A 23,775-nucleotide genomic window follows, 5' to 3' on the forward strand; every position below is an offset into this window, starting at 1 on the left:
CACCGTGACCAGCACCGACCTTCAGCAGCGCGACGACGGCGAGCTGATCGAGGCCATCCTCGACGCCGCCCGGCGCGGCGACGTGGCGACCATGGCCCGCGAGGCGGCCGAGGTCTCCGAGATGACCCGCAACTGGGCCACCCACATCCCCTGGGACGACCTGGCGGCCCTCGACGCCTCCGGGGCCGACGGCGAGCTGGCCCGGGTCGTGGCGGACCTGACCGAGATGTGGGAGCCGGCACACCTGCGCAACCCCGTCGACCCCGACGAGGAGTACGCGCTGGACAAGAACGCCTACGACTTCTACCGGCCCGCCGGCCGCGACCTGCTCGCCCGTACCGAGGACTTCTACGGCTGGGTGCAGGCCCGCCGCCGCACGGAGACCTGGCAGTACTCCCGGGTCCTGGAGGCGGCCCCGGACAGCATCGCCGAGATCACCAACGACCTGGGCAAGCGGACCCGGGGCATCAACTTCAACTCGCAGGACTACCTGTCGTTCAACACCCACCCGGCGATCCGCGAGGCGGCGGTCCGCGCGATGCGCGACTACGGCCCGCACAGCGCCGGCTCGCCGATGGTGCTGGGCAACACCCGCATCTCCGACGAGCTGGAGGCCGCCCTCGGCGAGCTGACGGGGCTGGAGCACGTCACGCTCTTCTCGACCGGCTGGTCCGCGGGCTTCGGCGCGATCGTCGGCCTGGTCCGCCAGTCCGACCACGTGGTCATCGACCGGCTCGCGCACTCCTGCCTCCAGCAGGGCGCGCGGGCGGCGACCCGCAACGTGGTCCGCTACGAGCACCTCAACGTCGAGGCCGTGCGTCAGCACCTGGTCGACATCCGGTCGCACGACACCCGCAACGGCATCCTCGTCGTCACCGACGGCCTCTTCTCCGTCGACGCCGACTGGCCCGACCTGGTGACCCTGCAACGGGTCTGCCGGGAGCACGACGCGACCCTGCTGGTCGACGTCGCGCACGACCTCGGCGCGATGGGGCCGGGCGGCACGGGCGTGCTGGGCATGCAGGGCCTGCTCGGCGAGGTCGACATCGTCATGGGGGCGTTCTCGAAGACGTTCTGCTCCAACGGCGGCTTCGTGGCGTCGCGCTCGCCGGCCCTGAAGCAGTACGTGAAGATGTTCAGCGGCAGCCACTTCTTCTCCAACGCGCTGTCGCCGGTGCAGACCGCCGTGGTCCGGGAGGCCGCCCGCATCATCCGGTCCCCCGAGGGCGACGAGCTGCGCGCCCGGCTGTTCACCGCCATCCACGCGCTGCGCGACGAGCTGACCGGCCGGGGGCTGACCTGCATGGGGGAGCCGTCGCCGATCGTGCCGCTGCTGATCGGCAACGAGAAGCTCGCCCGGACGGCCAACCGGCTGCTGTTCGACCGGGGGGTGCTCGCGTTCATGGTGGAGTTCCCGGTCACCCCGACCGGGTCGTCGCGGTTCCGGCTCCAGGTGCAGGCCGGCCACCGGCCCGAGGAGGCCCGGGAGGCGGCCCGCATCATCGAGGGGGCCATCGCCGACTCGCGGGCGTACCTGTCCAGCGCGTTCGGCAGCGCCGCCCGGTAGCCGCCGGTGGGCGGCGGGCCGACACCGGCCCGCCGCCCCGCACGGACCGGTCAGCCGCCGGCGGGGGCGGGCGAGACCGGAGCGGCCCGGCGGCGGCGTCGGGCCAGCGCGCCGAGGACGACGTCGACGACGACGAACGCGAGCAGGGGGCCGCCGAACCAGGGCAGCGCCCACCCGACGGCCGCGGTCAGCGCGAGGCCCGGCAGCAGCGCCCACCACGGCAGGCCGCGCAGCCCGCCCCGCGCGGGCGGGACGCCGACGGCGGCGCGCCGGTCGGCGCGGGTGGGGCGGCGCTGCCACCACATCCGGTAACCCCAGACGACGACGCAGAGCAGGCCGAGGGCGAGTGCGGCGAGCAGGACCTGGTTGACCGGGCCGAACAGCAGGCCCATGTGGGCCTGGACGCCGAGGCTGCTGAGCTGGGCCAGCAGCGGCCAGTCGGCGAAGTCGCTGCGGGCGGTCACCGTGCCGGAGACCGGGTCGACGGCGATCCGGTCCCGGGCCACGGGCCAGGTGTTGTCGGTCTGGGCGACCGTCCACGCGTCGCCCGGCTCCTCGGCGGGGGAGATCCGCATCGGGCCGGCCAGCCCGGCGTCGGTGGCGGAGGCTAGCACCCGGTCGAACGTCGCGGGGTCCGCCGGCCCGGCGGTGACGCCGCCGTGCTGGTGCTCCCCGGCGGCGGGCGGCGGCGCGCCGGTGAGGCTGGTGGAGATCTCGGGGGTGCCGGCGCGCAGCGCGTCGAGCGCGCTGCCGAAGTGCCCACCGGCGTACCGTGACCAGGTCAGGCCGGTCGCGGAGAGGAAGAGCAGGCCGACGGCGAGCCAGACCCCGGTGGTGGCGTGCCAGGCCCGGGTGCGCCGCACCCCCCGGCGGGCGGACAGGTCGGGCACGAGCAGGTGCCGGACGCGGGTACGGGCGGCGCCGCGCCGCCGCCACCACAGGACGACGCCGCCGACGGCGAGCAGCCACAGCCAGCTCGCGGCGATCTCGGAGTAGTGCCGGCCGAGGTCGCCGAGGTGCAGGTTGCGGTGCAGGTCGTCCAGCCAGGTGGTGACGGGCGTGGCGTCGAACCAGGTGGTGAGCTGTCCCTCGACCCGGGCGGTGTGCGGGTCGACGTAGACGGTGTGCTCCCGGTCGCCGAGGTCGGGCTGGGCGAACACCACCCGCGTGGTGGCCCCGTCCGCGCCCGGCAGCACGGCGGCGACGGTCCCCTCGGGGTGGGCGGCGCGGGCGGCGGCGACCTGCTCGGCGAGGGACTTCGGCGGGCCGCCCGGCGCGGCGGTCAGCAGGTCGCCGTAGACGACCCGGTCGAGTTGCGGGGTGACGGTGTAGGCCAGGCCGGTCAGGGCGGCGACGAACAGTAACGGGGCCACGAGGATGCCGGCGTAGAAGTGCAGGCGGAGCAGGAAGGCCGCCCACGCCGGGGTCCGGCGCGCCACCGGCGCGGGCCCGTCGGCCGGGGTGAGCGGCTCCGGCGTCGACCCGCCGTGCAGTTCGGTGATGGACATACGCTTCCGATCGGAATAGCCGGGATCGTTCCCGGTGGGACTGCCCCCGTACGACAGGGGTGGGTCCCGTCGGTGCCGCAGGGCCCACCGGTGAGGTGGTCGGGCGCGGGGCCGGGGAAGTTCCCGGGCCGTGGCGCGATCGCCGTGGGCTACCGGGCGCGCCGCCGGCGCAGCACCCGCGCGCCGGCGAGCGCGACGGCGGCCAGGGCGACACCGGCCAGGGCGACGGCGGCCGCCACGGTGAGCGGGCCGGGCCCGCCGCCCGGGCCGGCGCGTCCCGCCGCGCCGGCCGCCCCGCTGGTCGGCGGGGCGGTGGGTGGCGCGGTGTGCGGGGCGCTCGCCGGGGCCGGTGCGGTGGCGGCGGGGCGGGCGACGGTGAAGCGGTAGGAGCCCTGCACGGGGTGCCCGTCGGTGGAGACGACCCGGTAGGCCACCGTGTAGGTGCCGTCGGGCAGCGTCTCGGCGACGGCGACGGTCGCCCGCGTGCCGGCGACGACGGGCGCGTCCGTGGGCACCACCCGGCGGGTGGCGTCGCTGAGCACGACGGTGGTGAGGCCCGGGTCCAGCTTCTGGAGGAACCGCACCGTGATCTCGGACGGCGGCTCGGCCAGCCGGGTGTCCGCGGCGGGGGTGGCCGCGGCGAGGCTGTTGTGGGCGGCGGCCGGCGCGGCCGGCGCGGCCAGGACCGCGAGGGCGGCCAGCGCGGCGGCGGCCGCCGCGCGGCGGGGGTGACGGACGGTTCTGCGCATGCTGGTCCCTCTCCTGGTGACGCCGGTCAGGCGAGCAGCTGCTGGCCGATCCAGCCGCCGTCCGGGCAGCCGGGCGGCACGGCGAACACGGCGGAGCCGATCGGGGTGGTCCACTCGTTGAGCAGGTCCCGCTCGGCGAGGCGACGCTGGATGGGCAGGAACTGTGTCGTGACGTCCGCCTGGTACGAGGCGAAGATCAGCCCGCTGTCGGCGGTGCCGTCGGCGGCCGGCACGCCGTCGTAGTTGTACGGGCGGCGCAGGATGCGCAGCCGGTCGTCGGTGACCCGGGCGCGGGTCAGGTGGGCGAAGTCGGGGATGACGGTGAGCCCGGCGGCGTCGACGGCGGCGAAGTCGGGCTCGTCGTGTTCGGCCGTGCCGGTGAGCGGGGCGCCGGTGTCGAGCCGACGGCCGACGGCCAGCTCCCGGTCGGCGCGGCCGAGCAGGTCCCAGGTCTCCAGGTTCATGCTGATCCGCCGCACGACCAGGGTGCTGCTGTCCCGCAGCCACGCCGGCCCGTCGGGCACCCACAAGGCGGTCTCCAGCGGCCCGCCGGGGCGGGGGTTGGCGGTGCCGTCGAGCTGGCCGAACAGGTTGCGCTGGGTGCGCCCCGGTTCCGCGCCCGCCGCCCGGCGGAACCCCTGCTGCACCCAGGCCACCGTCGCGAACGGCCGGCTGTCCTTGACCAGGACCCGCTGGGCGTGGGCCACCGTGACCGGGTCGTCGGCGCAGATCTGCAGCAGCAGGTCCCCGCCGGACCAGCGGGGCTGGAGGCGGTCGACGCGGAAGGCCGGCAGCGCCGCCACCGACGCCGGCCGGCGGTCGTCGAGGCCGGCGGCCCGGTAGAGGCCCGGCCCGAAGCCGAACGTGACGGTCAGCCGCGCGGGCAGCAGGCCGAGCTCGGGTTCGGTGTCGGCGAGGGCCGGCCGGCCCCGGGTGAGCCGGGCGGCGTCGTCGGTGAGCAGCCGCAGCAGCCGGCCCAGGGCGGCCCGGTCGGTGGCCGGGGCGAGGGTCAGCGCGACGAACGCCGCGTGCGCCTGCGGCTCGGTGTCCACCCCTGCCTGGCGCGCGCCGTGGAACGGCACCACCGCGCCGCCGATGTCGGCCACCGGGACGGTCTCCTCGGGGCGCACGTCGGTGTCGCCGGGGCGGGCGAGGGCGACGGCGGCCCCGGCGAGCGTGCCCCCGGCGGCGAGGGCCCCGCCGGTGAGCAGGGCGCGCCTGCGCACCGGGCGGCCGGTGGTGGCGTCGGTCATGACGCGGGGCTCGTGGCCGCCCGCGGCGTGCCGCTCGTGCCCGGCATCGGGGTCGCGCCGTGGCCGGGCGCGTAGCTCTCCTGCGCGCCGGTGAACGGCTTGGCGACGGCGGTGAACGTCTGCGTCCGGCCGTCGGCGAAGGTGAGCGTGACGGCGAGTTCGTCGCCGGGCCGCACCGGCTGCCGGAGGTTCATCAGCATCAGGTGCTCGCCGCCGGGCTCCAGCGCGTGGCTGCTCTTCGCCCTGACCACGATGCCGCCCTGCTTGGCCCGCATGACCATCGTCCCGTCCTTCATGGTCATCTCGTGCAGCTCCATCGGGGACACGTCGGTGGCCGCGCCGGTGATGGTCACGTCCGTGTCGCCGTCGTTGACCAGGGTGCCGAACGCCGCGGTCATGCCCTGGTCGGCGGCCTTCACCCACGGGTCACGCACGGTCAGCACCCCGGCGGCGGCGCTCGCCGACACCGACGGTGACGGCGTCTGGTCCGGCGCGGCCGTGGACGTGCTGTCCGGCGAGCCGCAGCCGGCTACGGCTGCCGCCGCGACAAGGGCGGTGAGCAGGACTTTCGTCTGCCGGGACCGGCGGGGTGCGCGGAGATTGGGCATCGTTTCCCCTTCGATGATCGATTCCAGCTGGATGGTCGGCGTCACGGGGGGTAAAGTTCCGCCGCCGAACGTGACCCACGCCACTCGGGGGATCCGGCCGGGCGGGCGCGCCGGCGACCGCCCTGCGGACCGGTGCCCGGGGGGAGAGAAACTTTTGCCATCTGCGGAAAAAGTTCGGATGGGCTTGACGGAAGTCCGGGTGCGGCGAGGATGATCCGATGCGTCGTCCCCCTCCGGTCCCCGGCCGCTTCGTCTCGGGCCTGCTCGCCGTCGTCCTCGCCGCGGCGGTCGCCGTCCTCGGAGCCGCCCCGCCCGCCGCCGCGCACGGCACCCTGGCCATGTCCACGCCGGCGGTCGGCGCCACGGTCGGCGAGCCGCTGGCGACCGTGCAGCTCTACTTCACCGAGCGGGTCGCCGACAACGCGTACTTCGCGGTCACCGCGCCGAACGGCGGCCGGGTCGACAACGGCTGGACGCACGGGTCGCCCGCTCCCCTGGACAAGCCGGTGCGCGAGTACCTGCTCGTCGACGGCAAGTTCGAGCCGCGCGAGTACGCCACCGGCTTCCCGGCGGTGGTGAAGCTGGCGCACCTGCCGGCGGCGGGCCAGTACACGGTGAGCTACCTGTCGGTGGCCTCCGACGGCGAGCCGGTGCGGGGCACGATGAGCTTCCGCTACACCGGTCGGGTCACGGCCGCCCCACAGGGCTGGCGTGCGCCGACCGCGGGACCGGACCCGGCGCTCGTCGCCGCCGCCGAGCAGCACGCGACGTCCGGGCACGGCGCGCCCCAGTCCTCGAACGGACCGGCCACGCCGGCCGCGTCGCCCGCCGCCCCGGGCGCGGCCTCCGTCGCCGCGGCCCCCGTCGAGGCCGAGGACACCGGCGGGTCCGGGTGGCCCGGCGTCGTCGCCGTGGTGGTCGTGGTGGTCGTGGCGGCGGCCGGCGTCGTCGCCTGGCGGTGGCGCGCCGCGCGGGCCGGCGGCCCGGGCCCGACGCCCCGCTGGCCGTGGGCCCGCCCGCGCCCCGCCGGCCGGGCGGCGCGCCGCGCCCCGGCCGCGCGGGCGGCGGGACGCCGGAAGCCCGCCGGCCCGACCCCACGCCCGGCGGCCCGCGGCGGCGGCCCCCGACGCGGCCCGGTCGCCCCGGGCGAGGCGTCCGAGGACCCGCCGGCCAACGGGCCCCGGCTCGGCGACCGGGGCCTCGCCCTGCTCGTCGGGGGACTGGTGGTCGCCCTGGTGGCCGGCTTCGGGCTCGGCCGCGTCGGCGCCGGCGACGGGCGGGCCGCCACGGCGGCCGTGGGCGGGTCGCCGGCCACCGGCCGCCCCGTCGCGGCCGGGGACGGGCACCAGCACGCGCCGGGCGCCGGGGCGCACACGCATCCCGGCGACGGCGACCCGGCGCAGGCGCAGGTGACCGGGACGACGGTCAGCGCCGGCGGCTACACGCTGAAGCCGGTGACGCGGTCCCAGCCGGCCGGCGTGGACGCCGACTACCGGTTCCGGATCGTGGGCGTCGACGGGCAGCCGGAGACGCGCTTCGCGGTCGTGCACGACAAGCCGCTGCACCTGGTCGTGGTGGGCCGGGACCTGGGCGGCTACCAGCACCTGCACCCCACCATGGCCGCCGACGGCACCTGGAGCGTGCCGCTGGCGCTCGAGCGGGCCGGGGGCTACCGCGTCTACGCCGACTTCGCCACGACCGCCGCCGACGGCACCGCACGGCCGCTGGTCCTCGGCGTCGACCACCAGGTCCCCGGCGCGCACACCCCGGCCCCCCTGCCGGCCGCCGCGCCGCGGGCGACGACCGGGCCGTTCGAGGTGGAGATGGTGGGCGCCCCGACGGTCGGGGCGACGGTGCCGCTGTCGTTCCGGGTGGGCCGCGCGGGCGGCCCCGCGCCGACGCTGGAACGCTACCTGGGCGCGTACGGGCACCTGGTGGTCGTCCGCGAGGGCGACCTGGGATACGTGCACGTCCACCCGGATCAGGAGCTGGTCGACGGGGCGCCCCGGTTCTGGCTGACCGCGCCGGGCCCGAGCCGCTACCGGGCGTTCTTCGACTTCCAGGTCGACGGCAAGGTCCACACCGCCGAGTTCACCCTCGACCTGGGCTGAGACCCGGGGCCGGCCCGCACCGGGAGCGGTGCGGGCCGGCCCGACGCGCCGGGGTCGGGGTCGGGGTCGGGCTAACCCTCGATCCGGACGATGTTGCGGATCTTGTTGGACGCGTCCAGCGCCGCCACCTTGTACGCCTCGGCGAGGGTCGGGTAGTTGAACACCGCGTCGATGAGGTAGTCGACCGTGCCGCCGCAGCCCATGACGGTCTGCCCGATGTGCACGATCTCGGTGGCGCCGGTGCCGAACACGTGCACGCCGAGCAGCCGGCCGTCGGCCGGTGACACCAGCAGCTTCAGCATGCCGTACGAGTCGCCGACGATCTGCCCGCGGGCCAGCTCGCGGTAGCGCGCGATGCCCACCTCGAACGGAGTGGAGCTCTCCGTCAGCTGCTCCTCGGTCTTCCCGACGAAGCTGATCTCCGGGATGGTGTAGATGCCGATCGGCTGCAACTCGTTGAGCGCGCGGACCGGCTCCCCGCAGGCGTGCTGGGCGGCGATGCGGCCCTGCTCCATGGAGGTGGACGCCAGCGCCGGGAACCCGATCACGTCGCCCACGGCGTAGATGTTCTCCACCGCCGTGCGGTAGTCCGCGTCGACCGTGATCCGGCCGCGCCGGTCGGCCTGCAACCCGGCCGCCTCCAGCGCCAGGCTGTCGGTCTGGCCCTGCCGGCCGGCCGAGTACATGACGGTGTCCGCGACGATCTTCTTCCCGCTCTTGAGGACGCACAGCGCCGCGCTCTCGTGCTTCTCCACCGCCGCCACCTCCTCGCCGAAGCGGAACGTGACCGACAGGTCGCGCAGGTGGTACTTCAGCGACTCGACGACCTCCTCGTCGCAGAAGTCGAGCATCCGGTCGCGCCGCTCCACCACGGTCACCTTCGTGCCGAGCGCGGCGAACATGGAGGCGTACTCCATGCCGATCACGCCCGCGCCGACCACGACCATGCTGCGGGGGATGGACTCCAGGTTGATGACCCCGTCGGAGTCCACGATCGTCCGCTCGTCGAACTCGACGCTGTCCGGACGGGCCGGCCGGGTGCCGGCGGCGATGATCGCCTTGTCGAAGGTGACCCGCGACTCCTGCCCCGACTCGCCGTCGACCCAGATCGTGTGCGCGTCGGCGAACCGCCCGGTGCCGGTGATCAGCGTCACCCGGTTGCGGGCCAGCTGGTTGCGGATGACGTCGGTCTGCCGGCTGATCACGTGCTGGGTACGGGCGGCCAGGTCGCCGACCGTGATCTCGTCCTTGAGCCGGTAGCTGCTGCCGTACAGGTCGCGCTGGCTCATGCCGCTCAGATAGAGCACGGCCTCGCGCAACGTCTTGGAAGGGACGGTGCCGGTGTTGATGCACACCCCACCGATCATGTCGCGGCGGTCGACGATGCCGACCCGCCGACCGAGCTTGGCCGCGGCGATCGCGGCCTTCTGACCGCTGGGCCCGGAGCCCAGCACCAACAGGTCGTAGTCATACACGCCGTAAGCCTCGCAAGATCCCGCAACCCCCGCCACCGCACGTTCGGCGGTGGCCCCCGGCCCATCGGCGCCGACGGGCGTACGCCCCGGCACGCCGGCCGGTGGGCCGACGTGCCGGGGCGCGGGTGGGGACCGGGTCAGGGGGTGGTGATGTTGAAGCTCCTGACGGTGGCGCTGCCGCCGAGGGCCTGGGTGGCGTAGTTGAAGACGCCGAACCGGTAGCCCATGAAGAACGGCCAGTTGTTGTCGAGGGTGAGCGCGTTGCCGAGGGAGACGAAGTTGGTGCCGTCGGTGCTGTAGGAGAAGCGGGCCTGCCGGCCCGCGCCCGGTCTGATGTCGGCGTTGACGCGCAACCAGATGCGTCCGCCGCTGATCGCCGCGCTGGCGATCTCGCTGCCGGTGTTCGTGGTGTTCCAGTTGCTGTCCATGGTGATGTTGTTGGTCATGACCACCCGGTTGGCCCCGTTGTCGCGTCTGACGCCGATCCAGGCGGACGAGTTGCGCAGCATGGACAGGCCGCTGCGGTCACCGTCGCGCATCGTGGAGTAGTCGAGCTCGATGGTGGCGGTGCTGGTCGGCCCCTGGATGCGGTGGGTCAGCGTGTTGCGGGCCTTGTAGAGGTCGGTGGTGACCGTGGCGGCCTGGAGCCGCAGCCCGTTGTTGACCGACCACTTGGTGTTGTCGGGGTTGTGGTTCCACTCGTACTGCGGGCCGAGCGTGGTGCCGGGGAACGTGTCGTTGCCGATCATGGACTTGACCGGGCGGGTGGGCAGGGGGTTGGGGTAGGAGCCGCCCCAGGCGCCGTTGACGGTCTGGATCTGGGGCCAGCCGTCGGAGGTCCAGTTGATCGGCGCGAGGGCGGGCACCCGGCCGCCGGGGTAGGCGTCGATGAAGCTCATGTAGTACCACTGGCCGTTCTGGGTCTGCACGAGCCCGCCCTGGTGGGGGACGCCGCCGCCGGAGATCGGGCCGGGCATGTTGAGCAGGACCTGACGCATCTCGTACGGCCCGAACGGTGAGCTGGACTTGAGCACGTACTGGCCGTTGGCGGGGCGGGTCAGCCAGATGTAGTAGCTGCCGTTGCGCTTGTAGAACCGGGCGCCCTCGAGGGTGCCGACGCTGGACGGCGTGGAGAAGACCTGCTGCGCGCGCACCTGCGTCTTGCCGTCGGCGGAGAGCTGGGCGACGCTGATCTGGGTGTTGCCGTACGCGACGTACATGGTGTCGTTGTCGTCGACGAGCAGGCCGGCGTCGTAGTAGCAGCTGTTGATGGTCGAGATGCGGTTCCAGCCGCTCTCGACGCTGGTCGAGCTGTAGACGTGGGTCTTGGAGAAGTCGATGCAGCCGAGCCAGTAGAAGGTGTTGTTGCTCTTGCGGTAGTTCATGGCCGAGGCCCAGATGCCGTCGACGTAGGCGTGCGAGCCGTTGAGGTCGTACTTGGTGCCGAAGTCGAGGCGGGGCACCGAGTGCCCGGCGAACTCCCAGTTGACGAGGTCGTAGGAGCGCAGGATCGGCGCGCCGGGGGAGTAGTGCATGGTGGACGCCGAGTAGTAGTAGGCGTCACCGACGCGGAAGATGTCGATGTCGGCGAAGTCCTGCCACAGCACCGGGTTCGTGAACGACCCCGAGGGCGAGGGCGGCGGCGTCGTCGGCGGGGGCGTGGTGGGCGGGGGAGTGGTCGGCGGCGGCGTGGTGGGCGGCGGCGTCGTGGTCGGGTTCCCCGTGGGGACCGAGCCGGTGCAGGTGACCCCGTTGAGGGCGAAGCTGGTCGGCGCCGGGTTGCTCGACGTCCAGGTGCCGTTGAAGCCGAAGTTGACGTTGCCGCCGGTGGGGATGGCGGCGTTGAAGTCGGCGTTGGCCACCGTCACCTGGGCGCCCGACTGGCTGGCCGTGCCGTTCCACAACTGGCTGATCGTCTGCCCGGCGGCGAAGGACCAGGTCAGTCGCCAACCGTTGATCGCGTCGCCGAGGTTGTCCACGACGACGTTGGCGCCGAAGCCGCCCTGCCACTGGTTGGTCACCGTGTAGGTGACCTTGCAACCGACGGCGGCCTGGGCGGAGACGGCCAGGGTTGACCCGGCGGCGCTGACGGCGATGACCGTCGTCGCGGCGAGCCAGAGCCGAAGACGCGAGCGTTTCACTGCCATTCCTCTCCTCTGTGCGATCCTGGATCTGCTGGTCGTGGCACGTCGGGCGGGTCGCCGACCTGGCGTGCGGGGCGCGCCGCCGGATCAGCGGGAACCGCGACCGCCGCGACGCCGCGCCCGTCGGCGTGGGCCGGCGGACGGAAGTCGGTCGGGTGGCGGCCCGGCACGGTCCGGGCTGGTGAGACTGGACGATCGTGGCTGCGCAACGTCACGGGTCTGTCGACATCAACCCGGGGCCCGGCCGACAGAGGCTGCCATCTCCGGCCGGCGCCTGGCATGGTGCGACGCCCGAAGGATGGCCCCGGACAGCTGTCGTCGGTGCCGCTCGTGCCTCCGGCTCCGGTCCCGGATCGGACACCGTGCTGCCGGTCGGAGCGCGCCCTTCGCTCCTGCAGCGGACACTAGCGTGTTACCGTTCACACCGGCAAGTCATCGACCTGAAACGATGTCCGGGGATTCCGGCGTCGCCGGGCCGGGGCCGGCCGCGATCACCCGGGACCGGACATCGTCCGCCGCGCCCGACCCGTCGGCCGCTGCGCTGGACAGCCGGATGAACGTCGGCCCCGCGCCCGCCGACACGGCGTCCCCGCCGCACCTCGGCGGTGGCGACACGAGCAGGTGCAGCCGGGGCGTCAGCAGCGCCGCGACGCTGTCGTGGTCCCGGACGGCGTCGGGCGCGGCCGGATGGCCGATCAGCCCGGCGGTCAGCCAGCCGCCGGACCGGTAGCGGTCGAGCCGTCGGGCGAACCAGTGTGCCTGGGCCGCGCCGACCAACCCGTGGTGGCCGTCCGGAAGGTGGCTCTCCGCCATCGTCGAGTTGATGCCGGCGACCACCAGGTTGAGCTCGGGCATCTCGAAGACGCTCCACGGCCGGTGCCGGTCGAACGTGGGGCCGTCCACCCCGTCGTAGAGTTCGGTGAAGAACCGGAAGTAGTGCCGCCATTTGTCCCAGTAGGGCGGCTGCGGCCGCACCTCGTCGGCCTCGCAACTCGCGAAGTACGCCCGGCAGGCCGCGTGGTTGACGTCGTGCGGGCCGGGCACCACCGCGATCCGCCCCGCATCCAGGTCGAGGACGTCGCGGAGCCGGGCCAGGAACGCCAGCGCCTCGTCGAACTCGCGGATCCCGCCGGCCGCGGTCAGGTCGCCGCTGATCAGCAGCGCGTCCGGGCCGGTGCCGCCGGTGGCGAGCAGCCGGTCGACGCCGGAGCCGACGGCGTCGAGCAGCTCCTTGGCGCGTTGGCGCGGGGCCGGCCCGGCGCCGGGCCGGCGGGCGAACCGCGGGCCGGGCAGGTGCAGCAGGGTCACCTCGGTGTCCGCGGCGTGCCCCGTCGACCGCTGCGGCGGGTAGGCCGGCGGGTGCCGCAGCCGCAGCCGGGGGTGGTGCGCGGCGATCTGCGGGGGTGGCTGTCCGGCCGGCAGCTCGTCGTCGCCCGGCCCGACCGCCGGGCCGGCGGGGAACCCCGGCCCCGCCGTGGGCTTCGCCCGGCCGCGCATCGCCTCGCCGACCCGGCGCAACAGCCGTCGCCGGGCGTCCCGTTCGTCGGCCGCGCCGACCAGGTCGACGTAGGTGATGGTGGCCAGCAGCCCCTCCGGGTCGAAGTCCTCGATCCGTACGGTGATCAGCCGCCGCTGCGGGTCGTCGGGCGCGCTGCGGAACGCCGCCTGCCACTCCAGCCGCCCGTAACGGGACCGGACATAGTTGGGCGACAGCACAGCGATGACGGCGATCGATTCGCAGATCGCCCGGTCCATGAATTCGATGAAGTTCGTCCCGGCCACGAAATCCCAGGCCTGGAGAATCGTCCGGTAGCCCGCGCGCTCAAGCTCCCAGGCTATCCAGGTCGCCCACCGCTCGTCGGCCGGTGAATAGCTGATCAGGAAATGAGCCGCGTCGGCGGGGGATCCGAACTGGCCGGTCATGTGCCAATTCTGCCCGGCCGTCGGCCGCGGGGTGAACGCCACTCCGCATTGGCGTCGACGACTGGCCCGAACGGCGGGCCGGGCCGTCGGGGCGGGGCGCCCGTGGCTCAGCCGTCGAGGCCCGGCGGGCGGCGGGCGCTGGCGACGAGCGACCCGCCCAGGCCCGGGAACAGCCGGGCCAGCAGCCGGGACTGGAGCCAGCGGCCCCGCCCGACGTGGACGCCGACGTGGTTCGACCGGATCGACACGTCGACGAAGCCGGCGGCCCGCAGCACCCGGCGCAGCATCTGCGCGGTGAACGGGCGGATGTGCAGGTGCAGGTACGGGTGCGTCGGATCGACCTGACGCGGCGACCGGCCGAGGAGGAACCGGACCCGGTCCTGGAGCGGGGCGAGGTTCGGCGTGCTCAGGACCAGCGCGCCGCCGGGGCGCAGCACCCGGGCGATCTCGGCCAGCAGGGCCCCCGGGTGGTACACGTGCTCGATCAGCTCGGCCGCGACGACCCCGGCCACCGACCGGTCCGCCAGCGGCAGCGGCCGGGTGACGTCGAGCCGGACCGGGTGGTGCCCACCGACGCGCGCCCCCGCCAGCGCCGCCCAGGACAGGTCGGCGACCACGGTCGGCCGGCGCGGGCGGGGCAGGCCGTCGAAGATGCTCCGCGCCCCGGGCCCCAGCTCCAGCAGGGCCCCGGCCGGACCGCCGGACCCGTCGCCGCCGTCGGGACCCCCGAGCGCGTCCAGCAGCGCCGCGCCGACCAGGCGTCGGCGCACCGCGTGGTACGGGTCGTCGACGTACGCCCGGGTCGCCCGGCCGTCGTCGTAGCACCGGCTGTTGGCCTCCCGCGCCGCCTCCGCCGCGCGGCCCCCGCCGGTCACCGCCGGCCGGCCGGCGTCAACCGGTCGGCGTCCCTCGTCAGCCGGTCGAGGGCGGTCCGGGCCAGCGAGACCGTCTCGGCGCGGCCGTGCAGCCGCCGGGTCAGCCGGTGCGCGGGCGTGTCGAGGGCGCCGAGGGTGAGGTCCGGCTTCTCCGGATGGTGCAACCCGAGCACGACGGTGGCGGCCGGCGCGCCGCCCACGACGGTGGACGCGTGGAAGTGCCCGGCGGCCAGCTCGTACGCGCTGCCGGCCGCCCAGTGCTCCGGCGCGCCGGCCGTGGCGTCCACGGTGCGCGTGGTCGGCACGAGCCGGTCGCCGCCCGCCGTGGTACGCGTGTCGAACACCCGGTACGTGCTGCCGGTCGCCACCGTCACGTGCTGGTTGCCCACCTGGCCGTAGAGGACGTGGCTGAGCAGGTCCCAGCTGTGGCAGTGGAACGGCGAGACGGAGAGCCGCACGGGTGTGCGGCGCTCGCCGAACAGGTGCACGCAGACGCCCTGCCGGCCGTCGCGCAGCACCGGCAGGCAGGCGAAACCCAGCGGGTGGCGTACCGCGGACAGCGTCGACTCGCCGTTGGCGATCGGATCCAGCCAGGTGGTCCGGACCAGCTCGGCGACCCGGTCGGGTGATCCGCTACGGATCGCCCGCTCCAGCGTCGCGTAGATCATGACGGTCATCTCCTGAGAATGAGAGGAAACGTGATTCACGTCCGGGCGCGCGCGAACACCGGCGGTCCGGTCGAAGGAAGGTCGGGGGTCAGTCCCGCAGGGGGACACCGGCCGGTATCCGGCCCACGTTGTCCAGATACGGATCGAGCTCACCGACGTCGAACCGGCACATCCCGGCCACGTGCCAGAAGTCGGCCGAGACCTCGCCCGCCGACTTGTGCCGCCCGTTCGGGGTGAACGCCACCCAGGAACGCTCGGTCAGGCCCAGCAGCGTGCACCGGTGGGCGGCCGTGCCGTCCGACGCCGGCTGCCACAGCCGCACGGTGCCGTCGGTGCTGCCGCTGGCCAACAGGCCACCGTCCGGGCTGAACGCCACCGACCAGATCCGGCGCGTGTGCCCCGTCAGCTCCTGCACCCGCTGGCCGGTCCGCGTGTCCCAGAGGTCGATGACCCCGTCGTCGCCGGCCGTGGCGAGAAGCCGGCCGTCCGGGTGGAAGGCCACCGTCCACAACTTGCGCCGCCCCGGCTGGAGCACCCGCAGCACGGCCTGCCCGTGCGGGTCCCACAGCACCGCCGTGCCGTCGGCGCTCGCCGAGGCGAGCATCCGCCCGTCCGACCGGTAGGCCAGGGACACGATGCGGCCGCTGTGCGTCTTCGGCAGCACCCGCGCCTCGTCGGAGCCCGGGTCGTGCAGGCGGACCAGCTCGTCGTCGCAGCCGGTGGCCAGCGTCGCGCCGTCGGGGGAGTAGGCCAGGGCCCGGACCCGGCCCCGGAAGCCGCGCAGCCACCCGATCGTGCGCCCGGTCGTGCGGATCAGCAGCTGCACCGTGTGGTCGTCGTTGGCGACGGCGATGCGGTCCCCGGCCGGGTCGAACACCATGGCCCAGACCGCGTCGCTCGACACCTCGAGCTGCCGGCCCTCCGCGCCGGCCTCGGCGTCCCACAGGTAGACCCGCCCGTCGTTGCTGGCGGTGGCCAGCAGATGGGGCTCCGCGCCGAAGGCCACCGAGACCAGCCGGTCCATCCGGTTGGACTCCAGCACCTGCCGGCACTCCCCGGCGACCGGGTCCCACAACCGGACCAGCCCGTCGTTGCTGCTGGTGGCCAGCAGTGATCCGTCCCGGTTGAAGGCCACGGCCCGCATCTGCCGGCCGTGGCCGCGCAGCACGGCGGCCGACTCGCCGCTGCCGGTGCTCCACACCTTCGTGGTGAAGTCGTTGCTGCTGCTGATCAGCCGGTCACCGTCCGGGCGGAACGTGATCGGCCACACCGAGGCGTAGTGGCGGTCCAGCTCGTGGCGTACCTCGCAGGTGGCGTCGTCCCAGATCCTGACCCACCCGTCGCTGTCCCCGGTGGCGAACATCGTGCCGCGCGGGCTGAACGCGACCCGGTACACGGCCCCGCTGTGCCGGCCCACCTCCCGGCCGACCGGCGAGTGGCAGCCCTCCGGCAGGTCCCAGCGTCGCACCGACCCGGTGACGTCGGCGCTGACGAGGTGCCGGCCGGAGGGGTGGAAGTCGAAGGTGTAGATCGGCCCCGCGTGCCCGGTCAGCCGGTGCAGCAGCCGGCCCGTCCTGGGGTCCCACAGCCGCAGGACGCCGTCCTCCGCGCCACCGGCCAGGAAGGTGCCGCCCGGGTCGTGCCGCAGCCAGTACGTCAGCTTGTCCTCCGCCTCCGCGCGCTGCCGCAGCAGGCCGGTGCGCAGGTCCCACAGCCGCACGACGCCGCCGTCGTCGCCGGTGGCCAGCGTCGAGCCGTCCGGGTTGAACGTGCCCGTCCACACCGGCGCCCGGTGCCCCGGCAGCTCCCACCGCAGTCGCCCGGTGGCGACCTCCCAGACCCGGACCACGCCGTCCTTGTCGCCGGTGGCCAGCATTGTGCCGCTGCTGTCGAACAGCAGCGGCCACACCCACTCCCGGTGCCCGGACAGCACGTGCCGGCACTCGCCGGTGGTGGCGTCCCAGAGGCGGACGAGGCCGTCCTGGGCGCCGGTGGCCAGCAGCGGCTCGGTGGGGCTGAAGTTCACCGAGTACGTCCGCCACTCGTGGCCGGTCAGCGTGCGCAGCGGCCGGTTGTCCCGGGCGTCGCAGATCAGCACCGAGCCGTCCTCGCAGCCGATCGCCAGCAACGCGCCCTCGGCGTCGTAGCCGACCGGGCGCGGCAGCCGGCCCTCCTCGAAGCCGAACAGGACGCCCAGCGCGACCGGCCGGACCGCCGTGGTCAGCGGGCTGCCGGGCAGCACCACCGCGCCCCGGCGGCGCAGCCCGTCGAGCGCCGCCGGGGCGGCCGTCGCCGACACCACCGCCGCCCTCCGCCACCGCACGTCGGTCAGCACCGCGTCGGACAGGTCGGTGGTGAGGATCCGCGCGTCGGTCAGGTCGGCCCCGGTCAGGTCGGCCCGGGCCAGGCTGCTGCCGACGATCCGGGCCCCGGACAGGTCCGCGTCCCGCAGGTCGGCCCCGGACAGGTCGCTGTCCTCGATGGCGACGCCGGCCAGCCGGGCCCCGCGCAGGGTGGCGCCGGCGAGCACCATGTCCGCCAGCCGGGCCCCGGTCAGGTCCGCGTCGGTGAGGTCCGCCGCCGGCCACGACCGCTCGGTCAGGTGCAGCCCGCTGAGCAGGGCCGAGCGCAGGTTGAGCCCGGGGGAGGTGCTGAACCGGGCGATGATTCGCCCCGCGTTCGTCCGGGCGGCGGGGGTGGCGTCGGGATCGTCCAGCACCCCCTGCGCCCAGCGCCGGCAGACCGACGGCTCGGCCAGGTCGCAGAGGAAGTCGATGGTGAGCTGGGACAGCGGGTGGGCGTGCAACCGGCCGGTGTGCTCGCGGCCGGTGGCGGAGAGGTCGTCGGCCAGGTGCCGGGCGACCAGCCACTCCGTGACGGATTCGTGGATGAAGCTGAACACCCCGTCGTCGGTGCGGATGAGCAGGCTGCCGGCGCCGATGGCATGGGTGATCTGCTCGGCGGACAGGTGCCGGCCGGCGAGATCGGTCAGCGTGCCGGCCAGGTCCTGGATCTCCTCGACCCGCATCAGCGCCTCGCCGCGTTCCCACAGCCGCAGCGCGAGCGCGGTGACCGCCGCGAACAGGTCCCCGGCGGCGAGGCCGACCGGCACGCCCCGGATGTCCTGCGTCCGGTCGCCCTCGTAGCCGAGCCAGGCGTCGATGATCTCCTCGTACAGGCGGGCCGGGCTGATCGTGCCGCTCGCCGCCGACACCGCGCGCAGCCGGTCCGTGGGCAGGTCGGCGATGAAGCCCAGCATCCGTGGGTTGGTGGCCAGCGGCATCAGCCCGGGAATGCTCGCCAGGAGGTCGAGCCGCCGGTCGACCTCCTCGACCTGCCCACCGAAGCGCTGGACCAGCAGGGCGCGGATCTGCGCGGCGGACAGGTGCGACAGGCTCAGCACGCGGCGCTGGGGCAGGCTGCCGATCCGCGCCTCCATCGCGGTGGCGACCTGCGAGTGCGCGGCGAAGTGCTGGGTCCGGCTGGCAACGATGATCTTGGCCTGCCCGCGGGCGGCGGCGAGCAGCGTGCCGAGGTGGTCCGCCGCCCGGGCGTAGGTGGCCCGGGCCACCAGCTCGTCGAAGCCGTCGAAGATCAGCACGATCCGGCCGTGGTCCAGCATGTACCGGAAGGCGGGCAGGTCGATCTTGTCGTGGCCGTGGTTGGCCAGGTGCGCCGCGACGTGCCCCTCCAGCGTGTTGGCCTTGTCCGAGGCCCGCAGGTCGATCAGGACCGGCAGCACGTGCGGCAGTTCGGTGCCGATGCGCCGGGTCAGCTCCCGCAGCGCGAAGGTCTTGCCGCGCCCGAAGTCGCCCAGCAGCAGGACGAACCGGCCCTCGTCGCCGCCCACCAGCTCCAGCAGCTCCCCGACCAGGTCCTCGCGGGTCTCGTCGTCGTCGACGCGCGGGCGGGCCGCGGCGTGGGTCTTGTCGACGAACCGCTGCGGGACGTAGCCCTGCGCGGGATAGCGGGGGTCGGCCAGCAGCGCCTCGGACTGCGTCCGCAGGTAGCCGGTGAGGTCGAGCAGCCCCTGGAACTGGCGGAAGCTGCGCAGTCGCACCTTGCGTCGGCGGGCGTAGTCGCGCAGCGCCCGCGCCGGCTCCTCGCCCTGGTAGACGAGTTCCGACTCGACGTCGGGGTCGGCGCCGTGCACCTGCTCCAGGAAGGTGTCCACGTCGTGCTCGTCGACCGTGCGCACGCAGGCGCCGATGCGCAGCTGCCGCGCCCGCCCGCCGTCGGCGTAGGTCACCCGCAGGTAGGGGAACGCGCCCTTGATGCGGTGCACCACCGCGCCCGGGTGCCGGGCCACGCACACGTCGGCGATCTGGTCCAGCAGCAGACGCCGCGAGTCGAGCTGATCCCAGTCCGAGCCGGCGGGCCTCCAGCCGTCCCCGGAGCGCGCCACGACCCGGTGGGCCGACGACACCGGGAAGGTGTTCTCCGCCGCCCGCCAGACGACCGGCGTCGGCGGCGACCACCGGGGCCGCTCGACCACGTCGGCGGTCTCGCCCAGCCAGCGGGCCTGCTCCCGGTCGAACCGGCGGCTGAGCCGGACCAGGCCGTCCTCGGTCAACCGCAGCAGCTGGTAGCGGCTGGCCGCCTCCGGGCTCGGGAGGGGACCCAGCCCGTAGGTCGGCAGGCCGCCGGCCAACTGGCCGCCGGCGGGGGCCTTCTCGTCGCCGGTGCCGTGCAGCAGGAGGTTCAGCCGGTGGCCCAGGGCCCCGTCGAGCAGCTCGGCGTCGGCGAGCCGCTCGTGGGCCGGCTCGGAGCGGCCGTGCGGATCATGGTGCACGACGCCGATCCGCAGCCAACCCCGCTCCTCGTACGTGGCCAACGACTCGGCCACGTGCCGGGCCTGCTCCGCGCCGATGCGGCCCGGCCGGGGGCCGGTCCCGGCGGCCGGCTCGGCGTCGATCGTGGAGTTGAGCCCGGCGACCACCACCCGCAGGTCGGGCAGCTCGAACAGGCTCCACGGGTGCTCCTTCTGCATCCGGGCCTGCTGGCGGTCCTCCGGCCAGGCGTCGAACAGGGTGGCGAAGTGCCGCCAGTTGTGCCAGTAGGGCTTGACCGGGGCGACGTCGTCGGCCTCGCACTGCGCCAGGTACGCCCGCGCCGCCGCCTCGTTCACGTCGCGTTCTCCCGGCACGACCGCGATCCGGCCGAAGCCGATGCCGAGGTGCTCGGCGAGCCCCTCCAGGAAGGACTTGACCAGGTCGAACTCCCGGGGGCGCCCGGTGACCGCCAGGTCGCCGCTGACCACGACGAGGTCCGGGCGGGCGCCCGGAAGGCTGCGGGCGACCAGGTCCAGGTCCGCGCACAACGCCGCGAGGACCTCCTCGTGGGCGCCCGCCGGCACCGGTGCGCCGAACGCCTGCCCCGGCGCGAACCGCAGGTGGGACAGGTGGAGCACGGTGACCGCGGTGTCGGCGGTGAGCTGGTCGAAGGTGACCCCGAGCGCCGTCGCCAGCAGGTGCAGCTCCTCCACGTCGATTCCCCGCAGACCCGCCTCGATCTTGGCGATCGCGCTGCGGGACAGCGAGGACGTGCCGAGCTGCTCGCACTGCTCGGCGAGCTGCCGGGCGGACCAGCCGCGTTCGTCGCGCAGGCGGCGGATGCGGGCAGCGATGATCTTCGTCAGTTCCGGCCTGGCCATGACGCCGACACCTCCTCGGAGGGGGTGTCTCCACTGTACGCGGTGTTGCTCCATGAGGGAGCAGGCACCCGGCTGGTTTCTGGCAGATACCCTCGGACGGGTGACGGCGATGTCGGGCGTCACGCAGGACGACACGCGAACGGACGCTCGCAGTCACGTTGTGCGACAGTCGTGGTCGTCGTAGCCTGGACATGTTGCTCCCCCACAGAACAACCTCCGATCCCCCGGGAGGGGGCACAGTGAGCGCCCCGGCGACGAACAACAACGATCGGACACCGCGCGGCCGGAGCGCCGTCGGGCGCGGGAAGCCGAGCCCCTACGACAGCAAGCCCCCCAGGACCGAGCTGGAGTTCCGCGACCACCACCTGCGCCGGGCGACCGACGACGAGACGACGAACCAGCTCTACATCCGGCTGCGCTGGCACCAGGCGTTGATGTTCCTCGTCTACGCCGGCGCGGCCCTGCTGCCGATCGTCGTGGTCATCTCGATGGCCAAGTGGGCCGGACTGCAGGCCGACCAGATCATGCAGCTCGCCCTCGTCGCCAGCGGGGGCGCGGGGGCCGGGGCCGCCGTCGGCTGGCTGGTCCGGCGGCGCGGCGGCGGGACGCCCACCGACGGCCGCGCGCCCTGACCCGGCCCGGGCCCGCCGCCCGGCGCGAGGTGGGGGTGCGCTGGCCTGTGGGGCGTCAGTCGGCCGAGGACCGGCCGTTCCCGCGCGCGGCGAACCGGCTGAGCAACGGCACGACGACGAGGCCGCCGACGGACGCGACGAGCGCCGTGACCACGCAGGCGGTCACGAACGAGTTCCCGGCCCAGAGACGGCTGCCCCACACCCCGACCGCCATCGCGACCGAGGCGGTCACGCTGATCCCGGCCAGGACGACGACCGGCCGCGCGCGGCTGACGCTCCGTTGTGCCACACGACGACAATACGCCCGCCAGCGCCCCGCCAAATAGGGCCTTTCTGCCCGCCTTCGACGGCGGACCTGACATCCTCGGCAACAGGGCGGTCGCCCTGCCGGCGGCAGGGCGACGGGAGCCACGACGGCCGCGCCACCGGGCGCGCCCGGGATGCACCACGCTGGAGCGGCATGCGAGGACAGCGATTGGATCCGAACGGACCCGTTCCGCGCCGGGCCGGTCCCCCGGACAGCGGGGCGGGGCCGGACGACCGGCGCAGCGGCCGGCTCGTCGCCGGGCTGCTCCTCGGCGTGGCCGGCGCCATCGACGCGGCGGTCGGGGCGAGCGTCGTGCGGGTGGACCCGTACGTGGTGGTCGACGAGGGGTTCCGGCGGCTCGACGTCACGGGGTGGGCGTGGCTCCAGCTCGCGGCGGGGCTGGCGACGGTCGCGGCGGCCCTGGCGCTGACCGTGAACCGGCGGGCCACCATCCTCGCGGCGACCGGCGCGGGCTCGCTCGGCATCCTGCTCACCGTGCTGCTCTTGCCCTACCATCCGGTCGAGCGGGCGCTGTCGGCGCTGCTCGCCGCCGTGGCGGTGTGCCTGCTCGCCGGGTGCCTGCGGGCGGCGGGCCGCCGGCGGCCCGCCGCGCCGGGCGGGCGGGGGATCAGCTGACCGGCGCGCAGAGCTGCGACTTCAGGAACGGCTTCGTGCCCGGCGGGACCTGGCTTCGCCAGGCCGGGTTCAGGGTGACCGTCAGGGGCGGCGCCTGCCAGGCCGCCCCGAGGCGCTGGAGCACGCCGTACTCGGCGCGTGGCTTGTCGAGGTTCCGGCCGGCGAGGAAGTCGATCATCTCGTCGGCGACGGCCCGGCGGCCGAGGAACCCCGCGTGGAAGGCGGGCACCTCGACGACCGGGATCCTGGTGAACGGCCCCGGCGGAGCCTCCACGGAGCTGACGGTCGGCAGGAAGGCGATCATCCGCACCCCGGGGACGGGGCACATCGTCTGGTAGCGGTAGAAGGGCGCGTTGTCGATGAGGGAGCGGACGAAGGGCTCGTCGGGGTTGCTGGTGCCGTTGCCGAGGCGGTTGGCGAGTCCGAACATGGCGCGCAGCACCCAGCCGGTGCCGACCCCCCAGCCGCCGGTGGCCTCCGCCGGCGGATAGTACGCCCGCCCGGAGCGGACCAGCGGGCTGAACATGAGCAGCGCGCGCACCGGCGAGTCCGGCCGGTCGCGCAGGTAGGTCCGCGCCACCATGGCCCCCTCGCTCTCCCCGAGCAGCGCGACCGGCCGGCCGGTGAGCCGGTGCAGCGCGTCGACCTGGGCGGCCAGGAGCTCCGAGCTGGTCGCCAGCGACTGGTGGGTGGCCAACGCCGCGTAGGGCAACGGCCGGCCCCGGGCGTCCACCCCGGCGTAGGAGTAGCGCCACACCCGGGGGTCCGCGGCCGGCCGGCCGTCGTAGGTGCTGTCGTGCCCGGCGAGCAGGAGCACCGCGTACGGGACGGACGCCGCGAGCGGCTGCGAGAACAGCGGCGGGCCGAACGAGTCCCGCATGCCGCTGCGCGGCACCGCGAGGATCTGCATGACCAGCGGCACGGCCAGCGCCAGCACCACCACGACCGGCACCGCCGGCAGCCGTGGCAACCGCACGTGGGCGGGCCGCAGGGCCGCGCGCACCGTCTGGTGCCAGAGCAGCCCGTTGCACACCCCCGCGCCCAGCGCGACCAACGGCGTCCAGCCCGGGGCGGCGCTCCAGACCAGGCCGCCGGTCACGGAGAGCAGCACCAGGTCCAGCAGCGACCAGCCGAACAGCTCCGCGGACGGCAGGCCCCGCCACCCGTGGGGGACGACGGCCATCCGTTGCAGGAAGGGGGCGAGCAGGATCATCGGGCCGAGCGAGACGAACAGGTACCAGGACAGGGCCACCGCCGACGCCGCGACCGACAGCGCGGCGAAGGGCGTGACGATGGCGGCGGTGAGCGTGGCCACCCCGAGGTTGCGCCGGACCAGCGCGCCGGTGGGCGGGCGGGGCGCCTGCGCCGGCCAGGAGAGCAGGACCAGCAGCGCGGACAGGGCGCCCCGGAGCACGATCGCCGCCACCATGCCGAGGCCGAAGGTCGGCCACGAGTCGTGGTAGACGAACAGCCACCGCAGGTCGTGGTAGGTGTCGTACGGCCAGACCGCCGTGACCTGCGGCGCCAGCGCCTGCGGCGAGACGAAGTCGAGCCACATCAGGATCGTGGCCTCGACCAGCGGGAGGCCCCCGGCCATGGCGAGCAGCGCCGGCAGGCGACGGGATCGTGGCACGGGATCCTGCTCCTCTCGCCGGGTGGTCAGGAC

Annotated in this window: 16 protein-coding genes; 4 read left to right on the top strand and 12 right to left on the bottom strand. The window is 74.6% G+C overall.

The window, feature by feature from the left end; genetic code table 11:
- Positions 1–4 precede the first annotated feature (4 nt).
- Entirely contained in the window at positions 5–1,567 is a 1,563-nt protein-coding gene (locus O7633_RS01765; RefSeq protein WP_074476252.1) for an aminotransferase class I/II-fold pyridoxal phosphate-dependent enzyme, read from the top strand.
- Between the two features lie 50 nt (positions 1,568–1,617).
- Here O7633_RS01765 and O7633_RS01770 read toward each other — a convergent pair whose 3' ends face one another.
- The 4 genes from O7633_RS01770 to O7633_RS01785 form a co-directional block, all read right to left on the bottom strand.
- Positions 1,618–3,075 (bottom strand): PepSY domain-containing protein, encoded by a 1,458-nt coding sequence (locus tag O7633_RS01770; protein WP_282325610.1) that lies wholly within the window; start codon positions 3,073–3,075, stop codon positions 1,618–1,620.
- Positions 3,076–3,224: 149 nt separating this feature from the next.
- Positions 3,225–3,824, bottom strand: coding sequence for a copper resistance CopC family protein (locus tag O7633_RS01775; protein WP_282325612.1), 600 nt, complete (start codon positions 3,822–3,824; stop codon positions 3,225–3,227).
- A gap of 26 nt (positions 3,825–3,850) precedes the next feature.
- Complete coding sequence (locus tag O7633_RS01780) at positions 3,851–5,077, bottom strand: Dyp-type peroxidase (RefSeq protein WP_282325613.1); 1,227 nt, start codon at positions 5,075–5,077, stop codon at positions 3,851–3,853.
- Entirely contained in the window at positions 5,074–5,685 is a 612-nt protein-coding gene (locus tag O7633_RS01785) for a copper chaperone PCu(A)C (RefSeq protein ID WP_282325614.1), read from the bottom strand. Before O7633_RS01785 ends, O7633_RS01780 begins: the two co-directional genes overlap by 4 nt.
- 218 nt (positions 5,686–5,903) lie before the next feature.
- On the opposite strand from O7633_RS01785, the gene O7633_RS01790 reads away from it, so the two are divergent.
- On the top strand, positions 5,904–7,796 hold the full coding sequence (locus O7633_RS01790) for a copper resistance CopC family protein (protein WP_282325615.1): 1,893 nt from the start codon (positions 5,904–5,906) through the stop codon (positions 7,794–7,796).
- Between the two features lie 71 nt (positions 7,797–7,867).
- On the opposite strand, the gene sthA is transcribed toward O7633_RS01790, so the two are convergent.
- The 6 genes from sthA to O7633_RS01820 form a co-directional block, all read right to left on the bottom strand.
- On the bottom strand, positions 7,868–9,271 hold the full coding sequence (sthA, locus tag O7633_RS01795) for a Si-specific NAD(P)(+) transhydrogenase (protein WP_074476121.1): 1,404 nt from the start codon (positions 9,269–9,271) through the stop codon (positions 7,868–7,870).
- 137 nt (positions 9,272–9,408) lie between these two features.
- Complete coding sequence (locus tag O7633_RS01800) at positions 9,409–11,418, bottom strand: family 43 glycosylhydrolase (protein ID WP_282325616.1); 2,010 nt, start codon at positions 11,416–11,418, stop codon at positions 9,409–9,411.
- 429 nt (positions 11,419–11,847) lie between these two features.
- Positions 11,848–13,338, bottom strand: a complete 1,491-nt coding sequence (locus tag O7633_RS01805; RefSeq protein WP_282325617.1) for a TIR domain-containing protein — start codon at positions 13,336–13,338, stop codon at positions 11,848–11,850.
- A 107-nt stretch (positions 13,339–13,445) separates the two neighbouring features.
- On the bottom strand, positions 13,446–14,213 hold the full coding sequence (locus tag O7633_RS01810; protein ID WP_282325618.1) for a class I SAM-dependent methyltransferase: 768 nt from the start codon (positions 14,211–14,213) through the stop codon (positions 13,446–13,448).
- Positions 14,210–14,890 carry a hypothetical protein gene (locus O7633_RS01815; protein WP_282325619.1) on the bottom strand — a complete coding sequence of 227 codons (681 nt, stop codon included), beginning with the start codon at positions 14,888–14,890 and terminating at the stop codon, positions 14,210–14,212. Before O7633_RS01815 ends, O7633_RS01810 begins: the two co-directional genes overlap by 4 nt.
- Positions 14,891–14,969: 79 nt before the next feature.
- On the bottom strand, positions 14,970–20,534 hold the full coding sequence (locus O7633_RS01820) for a pentapeptide repeat-containing protein (RefSeq protein WP_282325620.1): 5,565 nt from the start codon (positions 20,532–20,534) through the stop codon (positions 14,970–14,972).
- Between the two features lie 239 nt (positions 20,535–20,773).
- Here O7633_RS01820 and O7633_RS01825 point away from each other — a divergent pair, with 239 nt between their 5' ends.
- The gene (locus O7633_RS01825; RefSeq protein WP_074476116.1) at positions 20,774–21,166 is read left to right on the top strand and encodes a hypothetical protein; all 393 of its coding nucleotides are present in this window, start codon (positions 20,774–20,776) and stop codon (positions 21,164–21,166) included.
- Positions 21,167–21,221: 55 nt separating this feature from the next.
- Here O7633_RS01825 and O7633_RS01830 read toward each other — a convergent pair whose 3' ends face one another.
- Positions 21,222–21,455: a hypothetical protein gene (locus tag O7633_RS01830; protein WP_074476115.1), complete on the bottom strand. Its 234-nt coding sequence runs from the start codon at positions 21,453–21,455 to the stop codon at positions 21,222–21,224.
- 171 nt (positions 21,456–21,626) lie between these two features.
- Here O7633_RS01830 and O7633_RS01835 point away from each other — a divergent pair, with 171 nt between their 5' ends.
- Positions 21,627–22,109 carry a hypothetical protein gene (locus O7633_RS01835; RefSeq protein ID WP_282325621.1) on the top strand — a complete coding sequence of 161 codons (483 nt, stop codon included), beginning with the start codon at positions 21,627–21,629 and terminating at the stop codon, positions 22,107–22,109.
- On the opposite strand, the gene O7633_RS01840 is transcribed toward O7633_RS01835, so the two are convergent.
- Positions 22,102–23,742 (bottom strand): hypothetical protein, encoded by a 1,641-nt coding sequence (locus O7633_RS01840; RefSeq protein WP_282325622.1) that lies wholly within the window; start codon positions 23,740–23,742, stop codon positions 22,102–22,104. The two genes, O7633_RS01835 and O7633_RS01840, sit on opposite strands and share 8 nt — an antisense overlap.
- Positions 23,743–23,775 lie beyond the last annotated feature (33 nt).

Source organism: Micromonospora sp. WMMD712 (assembly GCF_029581295.1).
Classification (GTDB): Bacteria; Actinomycetota; Actinomycetes; order Mycobacteriales; family Micromonosporaceae; genus Micromonospora; species Micromonospora carbonacea.

Excerpts from the sequence above, each read along its gene's own strand:
- O7633_RS01780 (WP_282325613.1), bottom strand. The coding sequence starts at position 5,077 with ATGACCGACGCCACCACCGGCCGCCCGGTGCGCAGGCGCGCCCTGCTC.
- O7633_RS01790 (WP_282325615.1), top strand. The coding sequence starts at position 5,904 with ATGCGTCGTCCCCCTCCGGTCCCCGGCCGCTTCGTCTCGGGCCTGCTC.
- O7633_RS01775 (WP_282325612.1), bottom strand. The coding sequence starts at position 3,824 with ATGCGCAGAACCGTCCGTCACCCCCGCCGCGCGGCGGCCGCCGCCGCG.
- O7633_RS01770 (WP_282325610.1), bottom strand. The coding sequence starts at position 3,075 with ATGTCCATCACCGAACTGCACGGCGGGTCGACGCCGGAGCCGCTCACC.
- O7633_RS01820 (WP_282325620.1), bottom strand. The coding sequence starts at position 20,534 with ATGGCCAGGCCGGAACTGACGAAGATCATCGCTGCCCGCATCCGCCGC.
- O7633_RS01815 (WP_282325619.1), bottom strand. The coding sequence starts at position 14,890 with ATGACCGTCATGATCTACGCGACGCTGGAGCGGGCGATCCGTAGCGGA.
- O7633_RS01835 (WP_282325621.1), top strand. The coding sequence starts at position 21,627 with ATGCGAGGACAGCGATTGGATCCGAACGGACCCGTTCCGCGCCGGGCC.
- O7633_RS01800 (WP_282325616.1), bottom strand. The coding sequence starts at position 11,418 with ATGGCAGTGAAACGCTCGCGTCTTCGGCTCTGGCTCGCCGCGACGACG.
- O7633_RS01785 (WP_282325614.1), bottom strand. The coding sequence starts at position 5,685 with ATGCCCAATCTCCGCGCACCCCGCCGGTCCCGGCAGACGAAAGTCCTG.
- O7633_RS01805 (WP_282325617.1), bottom strand. The coding sequence starts at position 13,338 with ATGACCGGCCAGTTCGGATCCCCCGCCGACGCGGCTCATTTCCTGATC.